This is a genomic window from Flavobacterium sp. N2820 (genome assembly GCF_025947285.1).
In the GTDB taxonomy this organism is placed as follows: domain Bacteria; phylum Bacteroidota; class Bacteroidia; order Flavobacteriales; family Flavobacteriaceae; genus Flavobacterium.
In genome coordinates this window covers 517,654-535,175 of record NZ_CP110008.1, presented here as the reverse complement: position 1 = coordinate 535,175, position 17,522 = coordinate 517,654, and the positions used below count along the sequence as shown (strand labels likewise).

The following is a 17,522-nucleotide window of genomic DNA, read 5'->3' as shown; positions in this document are numbered from 1 at the left end:
AAATGTCATTTTGACCGATTATTTTACATTGGAATACATATTGAATAATCCATATCAAACAACTAACTAAAAAGACAATTTAAAAAATGAACATCAATAAATTCACAATCAAATCGCAAGAAGCTTTGCAACAAGCACAGCAAATTGCACAAAGTTTTGGGCAACAACAACTCGAAAACGAACACTTATTTAAAGGAATTCTCGAAGTCGATGAAAATGTAACGCCTTTCATTTTGAAAAAACTCAACGTTAATGTGGAGCTTTTCAAAAAAGTATTGGATAGCACCATTCAAAGTTTTCCGAAAGTTTCTGGTGGCGACATTATGTTCTCTCGTGATGCTGCAACTACTGTAAACGAAGCCGAAATCATTGCTAAAAAAATGAACGATGAATTTGTTTCTATCGAACATTTAATCTTAGCTATTTTCAAATCGAAAAGCAAAGTCGCACAGATTTTGAAAGATCAAGGTGTTACTGAAAAAGGATTGCATGCCGCTATAGACGAAATGCGTAAAGGTGAACGAGTAACTTCTGCATCTGCGGAAGAAACTTACAATTCCTTAAATAAATACGCTAAAAACCTCAACGAACTAGCCAAAAGTGGTAAACTCGATCCTGTGATTGGTCGTGACGAAGAAATTCGAAGAGTTTTACAAATTCTAACTCGTAGAACTAAAAACAATCCGATGTTGGTTGGTGAGCCTGGAGTTGGTAAAACAGCCATTGCCGAAGGTTTAGCACACCGAATTGTAGATGGCGATGTTCCTGAAAATCTAAAAGATAAAATCGTTTATTCTTTAGATATGGGCGCATTGATTGCAGGTGCAAAATACAAAGGTGAGTTTGAAGAAAGACTAAAAGCAGTCGTAAAAGAAGTTACATCTGCAGAAGGTGATATCGTACTTTTCATTGACGAAATCCATACGTTGGTTGGAGCTGGCGGTGGCGAAGGTGCCATGGATGCAGCCAACATTCTTAAACCTGCTTTGGCTCGTGGCGAATTGCGCGCGATTGGTGCAACAACTTTAGACGAATACCAAAAGTATTTTGAAAAAGACAAAGCACTCGAAAGACGTTTCCAAAAAGTAATGGTCGATGAACCTGATACAGAAAGTGCGATTTCGATTTTACGTGGTATCAAGGAAAAATATGAAACCCACCATAAAGTGCGAATCAAAGACGATGCTATTATTGCGGCTGTCGAATTATCGCAACGTTATATTACCAATCGTTTTCTTCCAGATAAAGCAATTGACTTGATGGACGAGGCGGCTTCTAAATTGCGTATGGAAATCAATTCAAAACCCGAAGAATTGGATGTTTTGGATAGAAAAATCATGCAATTAGAAATCGAAATTGAGGCTATTAAACGTGAGAATGATGAAACCAAGTTAAAAGTTCTTGGTTTGGATTTGGCAAACTTAAAAGAAGACCGAAACGAAATTTTCACCAAATGGAAATCTGAGAAAGATGTTGTTGACAATATTCAAAACGTCAAACAAGAAATTGAAGATTTCAAAATGGAGGCCGAACAAGCCGAACGCAATGGTGATTACGGAAAAGTAGCCGAAATTCGTTATGGAAAAATTAAAGAAGCGCAAGAGCGATTGGATGCTTTGCAAATTCAATTAGCAGAAAATCAAGCAGGAACTTCCTTAATTAAAGAAGAAGTAACTCGCGAAGATATTGCCGAAGTCGTAGCCAAATGGACTGGAATTCCAGTAATGAAAATGTTGCAAGGTGAAAGAGAAAAACTCTTGAAACTAGAAGACGAATTACACTATCGAGTGGTTGGTCAAGAAGAAGCAATTGAAGCGGTGAGCGATGCTGTGCGAAGAAGTCGTGCCGGATTGCAAGACATGAAAAAACCAATCGGTTCGTTCTTATTCTTAGGAACAACAGGTGTTGGAAAAACCGAATTAGCCAAAGCGTTAGCCGAATATCTATTTGACGATGAAAACGCGATGACTCGAATTGATATGAGTGAATATCAAGAGCGTCATTCGGTAAGTAGATTAGTTGGTGCGCCTCCAGGATACGTAGGTTATGACGAAGGCGGACAATTGACTGAAGCGGTGCGAAGAAAACCGTATTCTGTAATTCTTTTGGACGAAATTGAAAAAGCGCATCCTGATACGTTCAATATCTTATTACAAGTTTTGGACGAAGGACGATTGACTGATAACAAAGGTCGTGTGGCGGATTTCAAAAATACCATTATCATCATGACTTCTAATATGGGAAGCGCGATAATTCAGGACAAATTTGATAACCTAAAAGGAAATATCGAAGCCGTAACCGAAGCTGCCAAAGTAGAAGTTTTAGGTTTATTAAAACAAACAGTACGACCTGAGTTTATCAATAGAATTGACGAAATTGTAATGTTTACGCCATTAACGAGTGCCAACATCAAGCAAATTGTTGGTTTGCAACTGAAAAGCGTAACCAAAATGTTAGCACACCAAAACATAACAATGGATGCAACTCCAGAAGCGATTGATTATTTAGCCGAAAAAGGTTACGATCCACAATATGGAGCACGACCAGTGAAAAGAGTCATTCAAAGAGAGGTTCTTAATCAGTTGAGTAAAGAGATTTTGGCTGGAAAAGTAACTACTGATAGTATTATTTTGCTAGACGCTTTTGACGGGCAATTGGTTTTTAGAAACGAAAGTGAATTAGTAAAATAAATTAGTTTTTATAGATTTGATTAGTTGAACACTTAGCATCTTAATTGATGTTAAGTGTTTTTTTATTACATTTGAGTAACTAACCAAAAAACAAACAACCATGAACAAGATTATTTTAAAAAACGGATTATTTGGAAGCATTATTGTCTCGGCATTGTTAGTATTTGTTACCATGTATATGAGAGCAAATCCAGAAAAAGAAGTAAGTATGCTTATTGGATTTACCGTTATGACTCTTGCCTTTTTCTTTCTATTTTGGGGAATTAAACAACAACGAGAAGCAAATAATGGGTTAATTTCATTTGGTAAAGCTTTCATGACAGGCTTCTGGATTTCGCTAATTATTTCAACAATTTATGTTTTAGTTTGGCTTATAATATTATATAATTTTTTTCCAAATTTTGCAGAACATTATACTGACATGGCTATTCAAAAAGCAAGTCCGGATGAAGTGGCAAAAGTAACCGAAGAAATGAATTCTTTTAAAGAAATGTATAAAAATCCAATTATGGTTATTTTATTCACTTACATGGAAATTTTACCTTTAGGAATTGTAATTTCTTTCATAAGTGCTTTAATTTTGAAAAAAAAATAAATTCATCAATGAAGCTCCCATACATTTTTATTTCGCTATTTTTTATCGGGCTAATCCTCTCAGGAATCAATCCAAAGGAATATTTTACTTGGTTTTTAGAAGTTTCTCCAGCAATTATTGGTTTACTTATTTTAATTTTTACTCATAAAAAATTTCAATTTACTAATTTTACCTATTTATTTATTCTGATACATTGTTATATATTGTTCTTAGGCGGACATTACACCTATGCAGAAGTACCGCTTTTTGATTGGATTAAAGAAACGTTTGACCAAAGCAGAAATAATTACGACAAAGTAGGTCATTTTGCGCAAGGTTTTGTTCCAGCTATGATTACACGTGAATTATTTATTCGTAAAAATGTAATCTCAAACTCTAGTTTCTTTAACTTCATTATAGTTGCAGTATGTTTAGCGATTAGTGCAGCTTACGAATGGTTAGAATGGGGAGTTTCGCTTTGTACTGGTGATGGTGGCGATGCTTTTTTAGGAACACAAGGCTATGTTTGGGATACACAATCTGATATGCTATATGCAACCATTGGTGCCATTTGTATGCTGATTTTCTTCAGTAAAAAACACGATAAAGCGATTCAAGAGCTAATCCATTAACAAAATAATACTATAAAATGTTACAACTTAACTTCTCTCCTTTTCCAATACTAGAATCTGAACGTTTGCGTTTTAGAAAATTAACTAATGAAGATGCACCCGAAATTTTAGCACTTCGCGGCAATCCCGAAATCATGAAATTTATTCCAAGGCCATTGACTACAAATATTGACGAAGCACTTGCTCATATTAAAATAATTAATGATAAAATAGATGAAAATCTTGATATCAATTGGGCGGTAACCGAAAAAGGAAGTGATAAATGCATTGGAATTATGGGATTTTACAGAACACAACCAGAACATTTTAGAACCGAATTAGGCTATATGATTTCACCCGAACACAACGGAAAAGGTTATGTTACTGAAGCAGTTAAAACACTATTAAATTATGCTTTTAACACCTTAAACTTTCACTCAATTGAAGCAGTAATTGATTCCAGACACGTTGCATCTGAGCGTGTTCTCCAAAAAAATGGATTTATAAAAGAAGCCCATTTTAAAGAAAATTTTTATTACAACAATGAATTTACAGATACCGTAATCTATGGATTGCTAAAACGAAATTTCAATCAATGTTAATTACACTATCAAATACTAAAATTTCGGCATCGATTAATACAATTGGCGCCGAATTATCTCGATTAGAAAAAAACAACAAAAATTACATTTGGACTATTGATGAAGATTTTTGGAATAGAACTTCCCCTATTTTATTTCCAATAGTTGGAAGATTAAAAAATGACACATATCGTTTCAAAAACAAAACTTATCCTTTACAAAGACATGGTTTTGCTCGAAATTTTGATTTTAAAATTGAAAATAAAACCGAAAATTCAGCGCTTTTTTCTTTGGTAAGTACAACAGAAACTTTGCTACAATTTCCGTTTGAATTTGAATTAAAAATGGAATATCGTTTAACCGAAAATGGTTTAGAAATTACCTATTTTGTGTGCAACAAATCCGATGAGGTAATGCCCTTTTCAATTGGAGCGCATCCAGCTTTTGCAATTGATCATACATTTGATAATTATAGTTTGGTTTTTAATCAATCTGAAAAAATGATTTCGCATCAATTAGAAAATGAACAATTTGATGGCTCTATTAGAGAAATTGAAGCAAAAAACGGAAAAATCAATCTAGATTATTCGCTTTTTGAACAAGATGCTTTAGTTTTTAAAGAAATGAAGTCAAACGAAATTTCGCTTCATTATAATGATGAATTTATTTTAAAAATGAGTTTTGAAGGTTTTCCTTATTTGGGAATTTGGACAAAACCAAACGCTCCATTTTTGTGCATTGAACCTTGGTGTGGCTTAGCAGATAACCTCAATCATAATGGTAGTATTGAAGAAAAAGAAGGAATTAACTTTTTACAACCACAAGCAATTTTTACCCGAACTATAAAAATAGAACTATAAAAAAATCCCGATTTCTCGGGATTTTTAATTTAATCAATGTATGTTTTATTACCATTTTTATTGATGTAATATTTTCCACCTCTTGGTCCAGTATATACTTTTTTTCCTTTATACACTCCTGTAGCTTTATCAGTAACCTTTTTTTCAGCAGCTTTTGAAGCGGCAGTTTCTTTTAAATTATCTTTTTCAGCAACTGCAGTTTTTTGGGTCTTTGGTTTTGTTGTAGTAACTTTTGTTTCTTTTTTCGATTTTACCGCATCTTTTTTGGCGTCGACTTTAGCTTTTGTTTCCGTTTTTTTTGTATCTACTTTCTTTTTTACAGCTGTAGAAGTCGTTTTTCCTTTTTCTGATGCTGTGGCTGTTTTAGATTTAGATTCTTTTGTTTTAGCGGATGCTTTTTCTTTAGTCGTTTTTGCTTTTGCACTTGTCTCCTTTTCTGTGCTTTTAGCCTTAGCTGTACTCGCTTTTTTTTCAGTCTTAACTTCTTTTTTTGTTGTTTTTGTTTTATTATCCTGAGCTATTACGCCAAGAGAAAACAAAAACGATAATCCAAGTAGGGTGATTTTTTTCATTTGTTTTTTGTTTTTTATAGTTATACAATTTTGTGAATTCTATTTACAGGTATCACAACGCCCTGTTTAAGAATTACCCTGCTATCGGTAACACCCCAAATGGTAGTTTCAACCGCTTTTTTTGAAGAATTATCTTCAAAGAATATTTTTATCTTAACGTGCTCTAAATTTCCTAATGATAATGCTCTATCCAAATCATTTTTTCTTTGAATAATAGCGTCTTTCTCTTCTAAAACTTCTTTTTTTGGAAAAACTAACGAGGATATAGTTTCTTTGTCTATTAATTGAAATTCACTTGTCATAGTTTAATGGGTTGGTTAGTTGTATAAAATTACTAAAAAAATAAAAACAAAATCATTTTTAGGATATAAAATAAACCTTACACAATTAACAATTCAAAGAATCGTAATGACACAAAAAAAAAGAGACTGTTTTTACACAATCTCTTTTAAGATAAAACTAACCAATACCCCAATTAAAACTTCATACCAACACCTACTCCAAACAACCAAGGATCAATGTCTACTTTAGCCGGAATACTTAAACCTGGAGCTAAATTTGAAGCGTCAACTGTAACATCTGTGCTTAAAAATAAACGTTTAGCATCTACGTTTATAAAAAATTTATCATCTAACATTAAGTCAAAACCTAATTGCGCTGCATATCCTAATGCATTATCATATTCTACATCTGCAACACCACCTGATTTTACATTGTAGAAAAAAGTATAATTTAAACCCGCTCCAATATAAGGCTTGAATATTTTTTTATCAGAAGTATAAAAATGGTATTGTGCTGTTAATGTTGGCGGCAATAACCAAACACTTCCTAAATCAACATTTCCAGCAGCAGTATTAACAGCTTTTACTTCGTGTTTTGCTGTACCTAAAATTAATTCCGCAGCAAAATGTTCAGTAAAAAAGTAAGTGAAATCTAATTCTGGAATAAAAGCATTAGAAATTTCAACGTCTCCACCAATAATACCAATTTTAGCACTTTCATTAGGAGTAACTACACCAACTCCTCTTAAACGAACTTGCCATCTTTTAAATTCAGTCGATTTTTCTTCCTTATCTTGTGCATTAACAAAATTTACTGTCATTAAAGACAAAGCCATGATTGCAAAAACTATTTTTCTCATTTTTTAATTAGTTTAAAATTATAGTACAAATGTAAAAGTCACATTTATTTTAAAACCTGATATAAATCATAGATTAAAAATTATTAAAATATAGATTTAGCTTTAAAATCCTATATTTTTAATTTACATTTGCCAAATGCTTAAAACAGTTAACATACTCAATAAAAGAGCCAAATTCGATTATGAAATACTCGATAAATATTCGGCTGGAATTGTTTTAACTGGAACCGAAATCAAGTCTATTCGATTAGGAAAAGCATCAATTACCGAAAGCTTTTGTGAGTTTCATGATGGTGAACTGTTTGTAATTAATTCAAATATAGAAGAGTATTTGTATGGAACGCATTACAATCACAAAACTAAAAGTGAACGAAAACTTCTCTTAAATAAGAAAGAATTAAAAAAATTATTTAAAGATTCAGACAACAAAGGATTAACTATTGTGCCGCTTCGTTTGTTTACCAATGAAAAAGGATTAGCCAAACTAGAAATTGCACTTTGTAGAGGTAAAAAGAACTACGACAAACGCGAATCGTTAAAAAAACAAGATACCAAAAGAGATTTAAATCGAATAAAAAAGGCTTTTTAGCTTTTTTTTATTAAAAATTATGACTAATTTTGTCATGACAATTAAATAATTTTGAATCATGAAAACACTATTAAAAAATGCAAGAGAGCAAAAAAACATCAAAACCAGAGAGTTGGCACAACTTTTAGGTATTGATCAGGCATTAATTAGTAAGTTTGAAAATGGTTCAAGAAAACCAACACGTGAACAAATTTCAAAGTTAGCAACTGCGCTAGACATTAATTTTGAAGAGTTAATGATTGCTTGGCTAAAAGAAAAAATTCTTTATGAAATTGGAAAAGATGATTTAGCGTTAAAAGCAATGCAACTTGCAGAAGAAGAAATCAAATACAACATAAGCTTTGTTAGAAAATCATTATCTAAAAACTTGCAAATTTTATTAAATGAAATTGATGAACTAAAATCAAGATTAGATAATTTTCGTCAGTTTGATAGTTTTAGAATCAAACAAGCATTAGAATTAGAATATACTTTTGAAAGCAATCGCATCGAAGGAAATACACTAACTTTAAGAGAAACTGATTTGGTTATCAACGAAGGTTTAACCATTTCTGGAAAAAGTATGCGCGAGCATTTGGAAGCTATTAATCATAAAGAAGCCATTGATTACATTAAACAATTGATGGATAAAAGCACTTTGTTAATTGAAAGAGAAGTATTGGGAATTCATAATTTAATTCTTCGCGGAATTCACTCTGAAGATGCCGGCAGATATCGCAAAGTGCAAGTAATGATAAAAGGAAGTTCACACATGCCACCACAGCCTTTTTTGGTTGCTAAAGAAATGGAAGATTATTTTATTTGGTATGAAGAAAACAAATCAAAAATGCATCCTGTGGTTTTAGCTGCCGAAATGCATGAACGTTTAGTTACCATTCATCCATTTATTGATGGCAACGGTAGAACTTCTCGCTTGGTTATGAATTTGATTTTATTACAACACGGATATGTAATTGCAAATATAAAAGGTGATTATGATTCTCGAATGAAATATTATCAAGCATTAGAAACGGCTCAAACTTCCAATAATAAAGAAGATTTTTTAGTATTTATTGCTCAAATTGAAAAAGAAAGTTTAGAACGTTATCTAAGTATCATTCAACCTGTATAAAAAAAGTCCTGCAATTCCCAGGACTTTAATTTTTGTTTTCTAAAAGAGGTACAAATTTAAAATCACCAAATTCGTGTTTTTCAAATTGGGTTTCATTTTTACGAATCAACAAAGTCATAATTTGGTCTTTTTCACCTACTGGAATTACTAACCTTCCTCCTACTTTTAACTGTGCCATCAAAGGTTGCGGTATAAATGGTGCACCAGCAGTTACAATTATACTATCAAAAGGTGCATAATTTGGCAACCCTTTGTAACCATCTCCAAATGATAAATGTTTAGGTCTAATACTTAATTTTGGTAATAAAATCGAAGTAGTTTTAAACAATTCATTTTGTCTTTCAATTGAATACACTTTGGCTCCCATTAAACACAAAACTGCTGTTTGATAACCGCTTCCTGTGCCTATTTCTAAAATTTTATGGTCTTTTTGGACTTCTAATAATTGCGATTGAAAAGCAACTGTGTAAGGTTGCGAAATAGTTTGTCCGGCACCAATAGGAAACGCCTTATCTTGGTATGCAAAATCTTCAAAACTTGAATTTAAAAACAAATGGCGAGGAATTTTACTAATAGCAGCCAACACATTTTTATCAGTAATTCCTTTTTCTTCCAACTGTTTTACCAACTGATTTCTAAGTCCTTGATGTTTATTAGTATCTTTCAATTTGGGTAATTATTTATTTCGTAAAAATAGCTTGAAAAATCTAAATATCAAATGTAAATTTTCTGAAACTTTTAAACTTCTAAACTTTTAAACTTTAAACTAAAATTGTACTTTTGATAAAATTTAATTTTATGCTAAAAGTTGGCGTTTTAGGTGCTGGACACCTTGGAAAAATACATTTACGATTATTAAACCAATCCGAAAAATACGAATTAGTAGGCTTTTACGATGCTTTAGATGAAAACGCAAACAAGGTAGCGGCAGAATTTGGTTACAAAAAATTTGATACCATTGCCGAATTAATTGCTGCGGTTGATGTAGTGGATATTGTAACTCCAACCCTACAACATTTTGATTGTGCGAAACAAGTTATCGAAGCGGGTAAACATATTTTCATTGAAAAACCAATCTCAAATACGGTTGAAGAAGCAGAAGAAATTATTGCTTTAGCCAAAAAACACAATGTAAAAGGTCAGGTTGGACATGTAGAACGTTTCAATCCTGCATTTACTGCTGTGAAAGACAAAATTAAGAATCCAATGTTTATCGAAACCCATCGCTTGGCTGAATTTAATCCACGCGGTACTGATGTTCCTGTGGTTTTAGATTTGATGATTCACGATATAGATGCTATTTTAAGTGTTGTAAAATCGAAAGTAAAATCTATTAACGCCAGTAGTGTTGCAGTGATTTCAGATTCACCAGATATTACCAATGCACGAATTGAATTTGAAAACGGTTGTGTAGCCAATATTACTTCGAGCCGAATTTCAATGAAAAACATGCGTAAATCGCGTTTCTTCCAAAAGGATGCATATATTTCAGTAGATTATTTAGACAAAGTGTGTGAAATTGTTCGCATGCAAGACGCTCCTGAAGTACCCGGCGATTTTGATATGATTTTACAAAATGCTGAAGGTGTAAAAAAACAAATCTATTTTGACAATCCAAATGTACAAGCTAATAATGCAATTTTGGACGAATTAGAAACATTTGCAGACGCTATCAATAATAACACAACACCAATCGTAACATTAGAAGATGGAACCGAAGCACTTCGTGTGGCGTATCAGATTATTGATTGTATGAAAAGATAAAAATATTAGATGACTAGGAAAGAATTTATTGCAACACTCATTGAGAAAAAACTAAAACCTTTACTATATTTAATAGTTTTAGCTTATTTCGTTATCTATCTTTTAAACGTCTTTAATAACGATACAAATAACAATATTAATAGTATTTTCAATCTATTATTAGTAATCTCTATATTTTTTTTGATTTTAGGAGTTATAAAATATATCATTGACTTAATAAATTATAATTTACCTAATTCAACCAAAAATATTTTAGTAAGCTTATCAAAATTTTTAAATATGGTAAGTTATTTCGGCTTGTTTTTCATCGCTTATTTTTCGTATTCAGAAGGAAAATTTATCCAAACAATTTTAATAACATCAGTTATAATTTATTTAACACATTTAAAATTTAAAATAACAAAATGAACACAATCGCAGTTATAGGAGCAGGAACTATGGGCAACGGAATTGCACATACTTTTGCACAAAGCGGATTTACCGTAAAATTAATCGATATTTCAGATAAATCATTAGAAAAAGGAATGGCAACTATTGCTGCTAACCTAGACAGAATGGTTTCAAAAGGAACAATCACTGAAGAAGACAAATTCAAAACCATTGGAAATATTATTACGTACACTGACATCAAAGATGGTGTTGTAGGTTGTGATTTAGTAGTTGAAGCAGCTACCGAAAATGTTACTTTAAAAATGAATATCTTCAAACAATTGAGCGATGTTTGTGACCATAACGTAATTTTAGCTTCAAACACTTCATCTATTTCTATTACGCAAATTGCAGCACAAGTAGTACATCCTGAAAGAGTTATCGGAATGCACTTTATGAATCCGGTGCCAATTATGAAATTAGTTGAAATTATCCGTGGGTATTCTACTTCTGATGAAGTGACTAAAATTATCATGGATTTATCAGTTAAATTAGGAAAAACTCCAACAGAAGTAAACGATTATCCTGGTTTCGTAGCCAACAGAATCTTAATGCCAATGATTAACGAATCAATTGAAACGTTATACAATGGTGTTGCAGGTGTACAAGAAATTGATACGGTGATGAAATTAGGTATGGCACATCCAATGGGACCATTACAATTAGCCGATTTTATTGGATTAGACGTTTGCTTGTCGATCTTAAATGTAATGTACGACGGATTCAAAAACCCAAAATATGCTCCATGTCCGTTATTAGTAAACATGGTAATGGCTGGAAAATTAGGGGTGAAATCAGGTGAAGGTTTCTACGATTATTCGGAAAGCAAAAAAGCAGAGAAAGTTTCGAAACAATTTTTAAAGTAAACAGTCACAGTTTTCAGTCGCAGTTAAATCTGAAGACTGAGACTGATAACTAAATAAAAATGGCTAAAATAAAACCTTTCAAAGCAGTTCGTCCCGCTTCTGATAAAGTAGCGTTGGTTTCGTGTAGAACGTATGACGATTATAGTTCGGCTGAGCTTGCTGCATGGTTGAATTTTAATCCGTATTCGTTTTTACATGTAATTCATCCTGCGTATGCGAATGCACAAAAAATTACGATGGACAAACGTTTTAAAGGGGTGGCTCATAAATATCAAGATTTTAAACAAGAACAAATTTTAATTGCAGAAGAGCATCCCGTTTTTTATCTGTACGAAATTCAGTCAAAAGGACAAGTTTTTACTGGAATAATTGCTGGAACTTCTGTTGATGATTACCAAAATAATGTCATCAAAAAACACGAAGACACCTTACAATATCGTGTGGAATTATTCAAAGATTATTTGCATCAAACGAATTTTAACACTGAACCCGTTTTAATTACATATCCCGATAGTGTTGAAATCAATACGTTTATTTCGTTACGAAAAAATAGCAAGCCTGTTTACGAATTTTCGACAACCAATAAAGAAAAACACACACTTTGGAAAATTGATACCCAAAGTGAAATCGATTGGCTACAAGAACATTTCGAAAAAATACCAAATTTATACATTGCTGATGGACATCATCGTTCGGCATCCGCCGAGTTATTGTATGAACAAGACAAACATTTAGGCAACGAAAACCTGAATTATTTCATGAGTTTTTTAATTGCCGAAAGTAATGTCAAAATCTACGAATTCAATAGATTGATTCGCGATTTGAATGGTTTGAGTAAAGATGATTTTGTTAAAAAATTATCAGAACATTTTATTATTAAATCCAAAGATCAAGAATTGTGGAAACCACAAAATAAGTTTGAATTTGGCATGTATTTAGATGGAAGTTTTTATGCATTGTTCTATAAACATGAAAACCACAACGAAACTTCGATTTTAGATAGTTTAGATGCCCAAATTTTATATGATAAAGTACTTTTTCCATTGTTAGGAATTGAAGATTTGCGCAACGACGAACGCATTGATTACATTCCAGGAAAACAATCCATTTCTGTTATAAAAGATTTAATTGACGAAGGCGAATTTGAAGTAGGCTTCATGCTCTACCCTTCTGATATCAACGAAATAAAAGATTTGGCTGATAACAATTTAATCATGCCTCCAAAATCAACGTATATCGAACCAAAGTTTAGAAGTGGTTTGGTGGTGTATGAATTGTAGTTTTTAGAAAAAAAAGCAAGAGAAAAGAAAAAAGACACAATTTTGTAATTGTGACCAAGTCGAGCGATAGCGAACAGATGAAATAAATTACATAAAAATGAAAAAAATATTATTCTTTTTATTGTTTGCCAACTTTTGTTTTTCGCAAGAGAAAGTATTAACTATTCATGAAATTGACAGTATTGTTAAAACTTCAAAAAATAAAATTCAAACGAGTGGAATTATTAAAAAAAATAAAAAAACAATAGGTGGATTTAATTTGACAGAGATTATTTTTAACAATAAACTTATTTATTCAAGTTACGGAGAAAACACAGCTAATAAAGAGACTATTTTTAATCATTTTTATGAATTCTATTTTATTGATGAAAATCCGATTTTAGCTAATATTCAAATCAGTAAAACTAATAATAAAAATAATACTGAAGAAATCTTTGAAACTATTCTAAATGAAAATCACCTTCATTCATTCAAAGAAATAGCAAATCCATTTTCATTAAAACTTAGAATAAAAATAAATTCAATACTAATTGATATTGTTAATAATAAAAAACCCGAATAATGTCAATCCAACAAAACCTCAATACCATAAAATCTCAACTTCCAGCACACGTTACATTGGTTGCAGTTTCTAAAACCAAACCTGTAGCCGATTTAATGGAAGCCTACAATGCTGGGCAACGTATTTTTGGAGAAAATAAAATCCAAGAAATGACCGACAAATGGGAAATCATGCCAAAAGACATTGAATGGCACATGATTGGTCACGTGCAAACCAACAAAGTCAAATACATGGCTCCTTATGTGAGTTTGATTCACGGTGTGGATAGTTTAAAATTATTGCAAGAAATCAACAAACAGGCGGCTAAAAATAACCGTGTGATTGATTGTTTATTACAAGTCTATATTGCCGAAGAAGAAAGTAAGTTTGGATTAGACGAACAAGAACTGGAAGAGCTACTGAAACAAGTTCAGCATGACAAAGAGAATTTTAAAAACATTAGAATCGTTGGTTTAATGGGAATGGCAACGTTTACCGAAAATAAACACCAAATCGAAAAAGAATTCAAACATTTGAAAACGATTTTTGATAAGATTGCTGCTAGTAAAGACGGTATTAGTAAAGACACGATTAATCGCGTCTCTATCCTATCAATGGGTATGTCGGGCGATTATCAACTCGCAATTTCATGTGGAAGTACGATGGTTCGAATTGGAAGTAGTATCTTTGGCTCTAGATAAAAAGTAAAGACACGATTCATCGCGTCTCTATGAAACATATAACCTTTAAACATTTAAACTATTTACTGTATACTCGACATAGAAACCACTGGAGGCCAATTCAACGAAGAAGGAATTACCGAAATCGCCATATATAAATTTGATGGCCATGAGGTGGTAGATCAATTTATCAGTTTGGTAAATCCTGAAAAACCAATTCAACCTTTTGTGGTAAAATTGACTGGAATTAACAATGCCATGTTGCGAAGTGCACCTAAGTTTTATGAAATAGCCAAAAGGGTTATCGAGATTACAGAAGGTTGTATCGTTGTTGCACACAATGCTTCATTTGATTATCGTATTTTAAAAACTGAATTTAGACGTTTGGGGTATGATTTCAAAAAACAAACACTTTGCACCGTTGAATTAGCTAAAAAATTAATTCCAGAACAAGAATCGTATAGTTTAGGAAAATTAGTTCGTGCTTTAGGAATTCCTATGGCAGATCGTCATAGAGCTAGTGGTGATGCGATGGCAACAGTAAAGTTGTTTAAAATGTTAATGGTAAAAGACGTTGAAAAAGAAATCGTAAAAAGTTTCATTAAAACGGAAATCAAATCAGGAATTTCACCAAAACTATTAGATATTGTTGAAAGTTTACCATCAAAAACCGGAATTTATTATATTCATAATGAAAAAGGTGATTTAATATACATTGGAAAAAGTAAAAACATCAAAAAACGTGTTAACCAACATTTTACAGGAACTTCTAGTAAAAGTAAAAAAATTCAACGCGATGTGTATGCTGTTACATTTGAAGAAACGGGCAGCGAATTGATTTCGCTTTTAAAAGAGAGCGAAGAAATCAAAATAAACAAACCTATTTACAACCGAGCACAACGCAAAAGTATTTTCCAATATGCCTTATATATAAATAAAAACGCAGAAGGTTATTTGGCTTTAAGTGTTGAAAAAGCAGATGGTCGTAAAAAAGAAATCACTTCTTTTACAACTCTACAAGAAGGAAAAAACGCTTTGTTTAAAATTACCGAAAAATATAATCTGTGTCAAAAAATTAATGGTTTATATGAAACTAAAAACGGCTGTTTTCAATACAAAATTAAAGAATGTAATGGTGCTTGTATTGGAGAAGAAGAGCCCGAAATTTATAACGAAAGAGTCAAGGAATTTATAGACGAATGTTCTTTTGAAAACAACAACATGGTCATTGTAGATCGTGGTAGAACTTTTGATGAAAGAAGCGCCGTTTTAATTGAAAATGGAATATATAAAGGCTATTGTTTTTATGAATTAAATTATCAAATTAACAATATTGATATTTTAAAAAATATCATCATTCCAATGCAAAACAATCGTGATGTAAAAACAATTATTCAAAGCTACTTACGCAAAAACAAAGTATATAAAGTAATTCATTTTTAATTGCTTAATTTTGTTGTATGAGTGAAATTAAATCAAAATACGAGATTTTTAAACAGAAAGTTCATATAATTATTTATGGTACAAATACTGTTGCTGGACGACTTTTCGATTTAATTTTATTGGGTTTAATTGTTTTAAGTGTGCTTTTAGTTATGCTTGAAACCGTAAAAGGTTTTGATACAAAATATCACACTTATCTAGTGTTTTTTGAATGGGTTATCACAATATTCTTTACTATAGAATACATTTTACGAATTATCACCATCAAAAAACCAATCAACTACATTTTAAGTTTCTACGGAATAATCGATTTGATTGCGATTTTACCTATGTATTTATCCTTTTTTATTGCAGGAACTAGTGTGTTTGCTGTTATTAGAGCGTTACGATTGTTGCGTTTATTTAAAATTTTAAATCATCCCCAATTCAATAATCAATCTTCGCATTTGCGAGAATCTTTAGTGGCTAGTAGAGGAAAAATATTGATTTTTATGTACTTTATGCTAATCAGCACCATCATTATTGGTTCTGTAATGTATGTAATTGAAGGCGAAGCAAGTGGTTTTACAAGTATTCCAACCGGAATATATTGGGCAATTGTAACTTTAACTACCGTTGGCTATGGCGATATTTCACCAGTTACGCCGATCGGTCAGTTTATAGCGTCGTTTGTTATGATAATGGGTTACGGAATTATAGCGGTTCCAACTGGGATTGTCTCTGCCGAATTTGCAAAAAATAAACCAACTGTAAAAGAAAGTGAAACCAAAGTGTGTCAAAATTGTGGAAGTCACAAACATTATGTAAACGCGAAATTTTGTCAAGATTGCGGACACGAATTATAAAATGAATTACCTAATTACTATTATCGGGCCAACAGCCATTGGGAAAACAGCGCTAAGTATTTCTTTGGCGCAACATTTTGGTTGTGCTATTATTTCGTGCGATAGTCGTCAGTTTTTTAAGGAAATGAAAATTGGTACTGCTGTTCCTAATGATGATGAATTAGTTGCTGCAACACATCATTTTATCCAAAATAAGTCGATTTTTGAATCCTATTCTGTAGGTGATTTTGAGCAAGAAGCTTTAGCTAAATTGGACGAATTATTTCAGAAAAATAACATTCAAATTATGGTTGGCGGTTCAGGATTATATGTCGATGCGGTTTTAAAAGGATTTGATGATTTTCCAGATATTGATGATTCAGTTAGAGAAACTATTAATTCGAAATTTGATAGTTTAGGAATCGAATATTTACAACAACAATTGCAAGAATTAGATTCGGAATATTACACAAAACTTTCAGTTGAAAATCCACAAACACTACAAAATCCACAACGAATGAAACGGTTTGTTGAAGTTTGTTTGGGAACAGGAAAACCCTATTCAAGTTTTATAGGAAAGCGCAAAAATGTTAGAAACTTCACTCCTATTGTCATAGGTTTAGACGCAGATAGAGACGTAATGTATGACAGAATCAATCAACGTGTTGATATCATGCTAAATGAAGGACTTTTAGCCGAAGCGCAATCACTTTATCCAAACAAAAATTTAAATGCCTTACAAACCGTTGGTTATAGAGAATTGTTTGATTATTTTGATGGAAAAATCACTTTAGAATTCGCTATTGAACAAATCAAAATGAACACCAGACGATTTGCAAAACGCCAAATTACTTGGTTTAAGCGAACTGAAAATGTGAGTTGGTTTGATTATTTAACCGATAGAGAAGAGATTATCAGCGCTATAAAATCAAAAATTCATAATTCATAATTCATAATTCATAATTC

Annotated in this window: 19 protein-coding genes; 15 read left to right on the top strand and 4 right to left on the bottom strand. The window is 31.9% G+C overall.

From position 1 onward, the window contains the following. Positions 1 to 86: 86 nt before the first annotated feature. The 5 genes from clpB (at position 87) to OLM52_RS02495 (ending at position 5,316) form a co-directional block, all read left to right on the top strand. Entirely contained in the window at positions 87 to 2,690 is a 2,604-nt protein-coding gene (clpB, locus tag OLM52_RS02515; protein WP_264549574.1) for an ATP-dependent chaperone ClpB, read from the top strand. A gap of 100 nt (positions 2,691 to 2,790) precedes the next feature. Continuing rightward, the gene (locus OLM52_RS02510) at positions 2,791 to 3,285 is read left to right on the top strand and encodes a DUF4199 domain-containing protein (RefSeq protein WP_264549573.1); all 495 of its coding nucleotides are present in this window, start codon (positions 2,791 to 2,793) and stop codon (positions 3,283 to 3,285) included. A gap of 8 nt (positions 3,286 to 3,293) precedes the next feature. Beyond that, positions 3,294 to 3,896 carry a DUF2238 domain-containing protein gene (locus OLM52_RS02505; RefSeq protein WP_264549572.1) on the top strand — a complete coding sequence of 201 codons (603 nt, stop codon included), beginning with the start codon at positions 3,294 to 3,296 and terminating at the stop codon, positions 3,894 to 3,896. A 17-nt stretch (positions 3,897 to 3,913) separates the two neighbouring features. Next, complete coding sequence (locus OLM52_RS02500) at positions 3,914 to 4,477, top strand: GNAT family N-acetyltransferase (protein ID WP_264549571.1); 564 nt, start codon at positions 3,914 to 3,916, stop codon at positions 4,475 to 4,477. Then, on the top strand, positions 4,471 to 5,316 hold the full coding sequence (locus OLM52_RS02495) for an aldose 1-epimerase family protein (protein WP_264549570.1): 846 nt from the start codon (positions 4,471 to 4,473) through the stop codon (positions 5,314 to 5,316). The genes OLM52_RS02500 and OLM52_RS02495 overlap by 7 nt, the downstream gene beginning before the upstream one ends. Before the next feature lie 29 nt (positions 5,317 to 5,345). Here OLM52_RS02495 and OLM52_RS02490 read toward each other — a convergent pair whose 3' ends face one another. From OLM52_RS02490 to OLM52_RS02480, 3 genes are all read right to left on the bottom strand, one after another. Then, entirely contained in the window at positions 5,346 to 5,888 is a 543-nt protein-coding gene (locus OLM52_RS02490; RefSeq protein ID WP_264549569.1) for a hypothetical protein, read from the bottom strand. 20 nt (positions 5,889 to 5,908) lie between these two features. Further along, positions 5,909 to 6,190, bottom strand: coding sequence for a hypothetical protein (locus OLM52_RS02485; RefSeq protein WP_264549568.1), 282 nt, complete (start codon positions 6,188 to 6,190; stop codon positions 5,909 to 5,911). A gap of 173 nt (positions 6,191 to 6,363) precedes the next feature. Next, positions 6,364 to 7,029: an OmpW/AlkL family protein gene (locus OLM52_RS02480; protein ID WP_264549567.1), complete on the bottom strand. Its 666-nt coding sequence runs from the start codon at positions 7,027 to 7,029 to the stop codon at positions 6,364 to 6,366. Between the two features lie 136 nt (positions 7,030 to 7,165). On the opposite strand from OLM52_RS02480, the gene smpB reads away from it, so the two are divergent. Then, a complete protein-coding gene (gene smpB, locus OLM52_RS02475; protein ID WP_264549566.1) occupies positions 7,166 to 7,618 on the top strand; it encodes an SsrA-binding protein SmpB in 453 nt (150 codons plus the stop codon). A 58-nt stretch (positions 7,619 to 7,676) separates the two neighbouring features. Further along, the gene (locus tag OLM52_RS02470; protein WP_264549565.1) at positions 7,677 to 8,729 is read left to right on the top strand and encodes a Fic family protein; all 1,053 of its coding nucleotides are present in this window, start codon (positions 7,677 to 7,679) and stop codon (positions 8,727 to 8,729) included. 25 nt (positions 8,730 to 8,754) lie between these two features. On the opposite strand, the gene OLM52_RS02465 is transcribed toward OLM52_RS02470, so the two are convergent. Then, complete coding sequence (locus tag OLM52_RS02465; protein ID WP_264549564.1) at positions 8,755 to 9,396, bottom strand: protein-L-isoaspartate(D-aspartate) O-methyltransferase; 642 nt, start codon at positions 9,394 to 9,396, stop codon at positions 8,755 to 8,757. 131 nt (positions 9,397 to 9,527) lie between these two features. On the opposite strand from OLM52_RS02465, the gene OLM52_RS02460 reads away from it, so the two are divergent. The 8 genes from OLM52_RS02460 (at position 9,528) to miaA (ending at position 17,505) form a co-directional block, all read left to right on the top strand. Further along, positions 9,528 to 10,493, top strand: coding sequence for a Gfo/Idh/MocA family protein (locus tag OLM52_RS02460; RefSeq protein ID WP_264549563.1), 966 nt, complete (start codon positions 9,528 to 9,530; stop codon positions 10,491 to 10,493). 404 nt (positions 10,494 to 10,897) lie between these two features. Beyond that, positions 10,898 to 11,788: a 3-hydroxyacyl-CoA dehydrogenase family protein gene (locus tag OLM52_RS02455; RefSeq protein WP_264549562.1), complete on the top strand. Its 891-nt coding sequence runs from the start codon at positions 10,898 to 10,900 to the stop codon at positions 11,786 to 11,788. Positions 11,789 to 11,847: 59 nt separating this feature from the next. Next, positions 11,848 to 13,068, top strand: a complete 1,221-nt coding sequence (locus OLM52_RS02450) for a DUF1015 domain-containing protein (RefSeq protein WP_264549561.1) — start codon at positions 11,848 to 11,850, stop codon at positions 13,066 to 13,068. 97 nt (positions 13,069 to 13,165) lie between these two features. Beyond that, a complete protein-coding gene (locus OLM52_RS02445) occupies positions 13,166 to 13,630 on the top strand; it encodes a hypothetical protein (RefSeq protein WP_264549560.1) in 465 nt (154 codons plus the stop codon). Further along, positions 13,630 to 14,310, top strand: coding sequence for a YggS family pyridoxal phosphate-dependent enzyme (locus tag OLM52_RS02440; protein WP_264549559.1), 681 nt, complete (start codon positions 13,630 to 13,632; stop codon positions 14,308 to 14,310). The genes OLM52_RS02445 and OLM52_RS02440 overlap by 1 nt, the downstream gene beginning before the upstream one ends. A 60-nt stretch (positions 14,311 to 14,370) precedes the next feature. Then, positions 14,371 to 15,732 (top strand): exonuclease domain-containing protein, encoded by a 1,362-nt coding sequence (locus tag OLM52_RS02435; protein WP_264550513.1) that lies wholly within the window; start codon positions 14,371 to 14,373, stop codon positions 15,730 to 15,732. Positions 15,733 to 15,749: 17 nt separating this feature from the next. Next, a complete protein-coding gene (locus OLM52_RS02430) occupies positions 15,750 to 16,577 on the top strand; it encodes an ion transporter (protein ID WP_264549558.1) in 828 nt (275 codons plus the stop codon). Position 16,578: 1 nt separating this feature from the next. Next, positions 16,579 to 17,505: a tRNA (adenosine(37)-N6)-dimethylallyltransferase MiaA gene (miaA, locus tag OLM52_RS02425; RefSeq protein WP_264549557.1), complete on the top strand. Its 927-nt coding sequence runs from the start codon at positions 16,579 to 16,581 to the stop codon at positions 17,503 to 17,505. Positions 17,506 to 17,522: the final 17 nt, after the last annotated feature.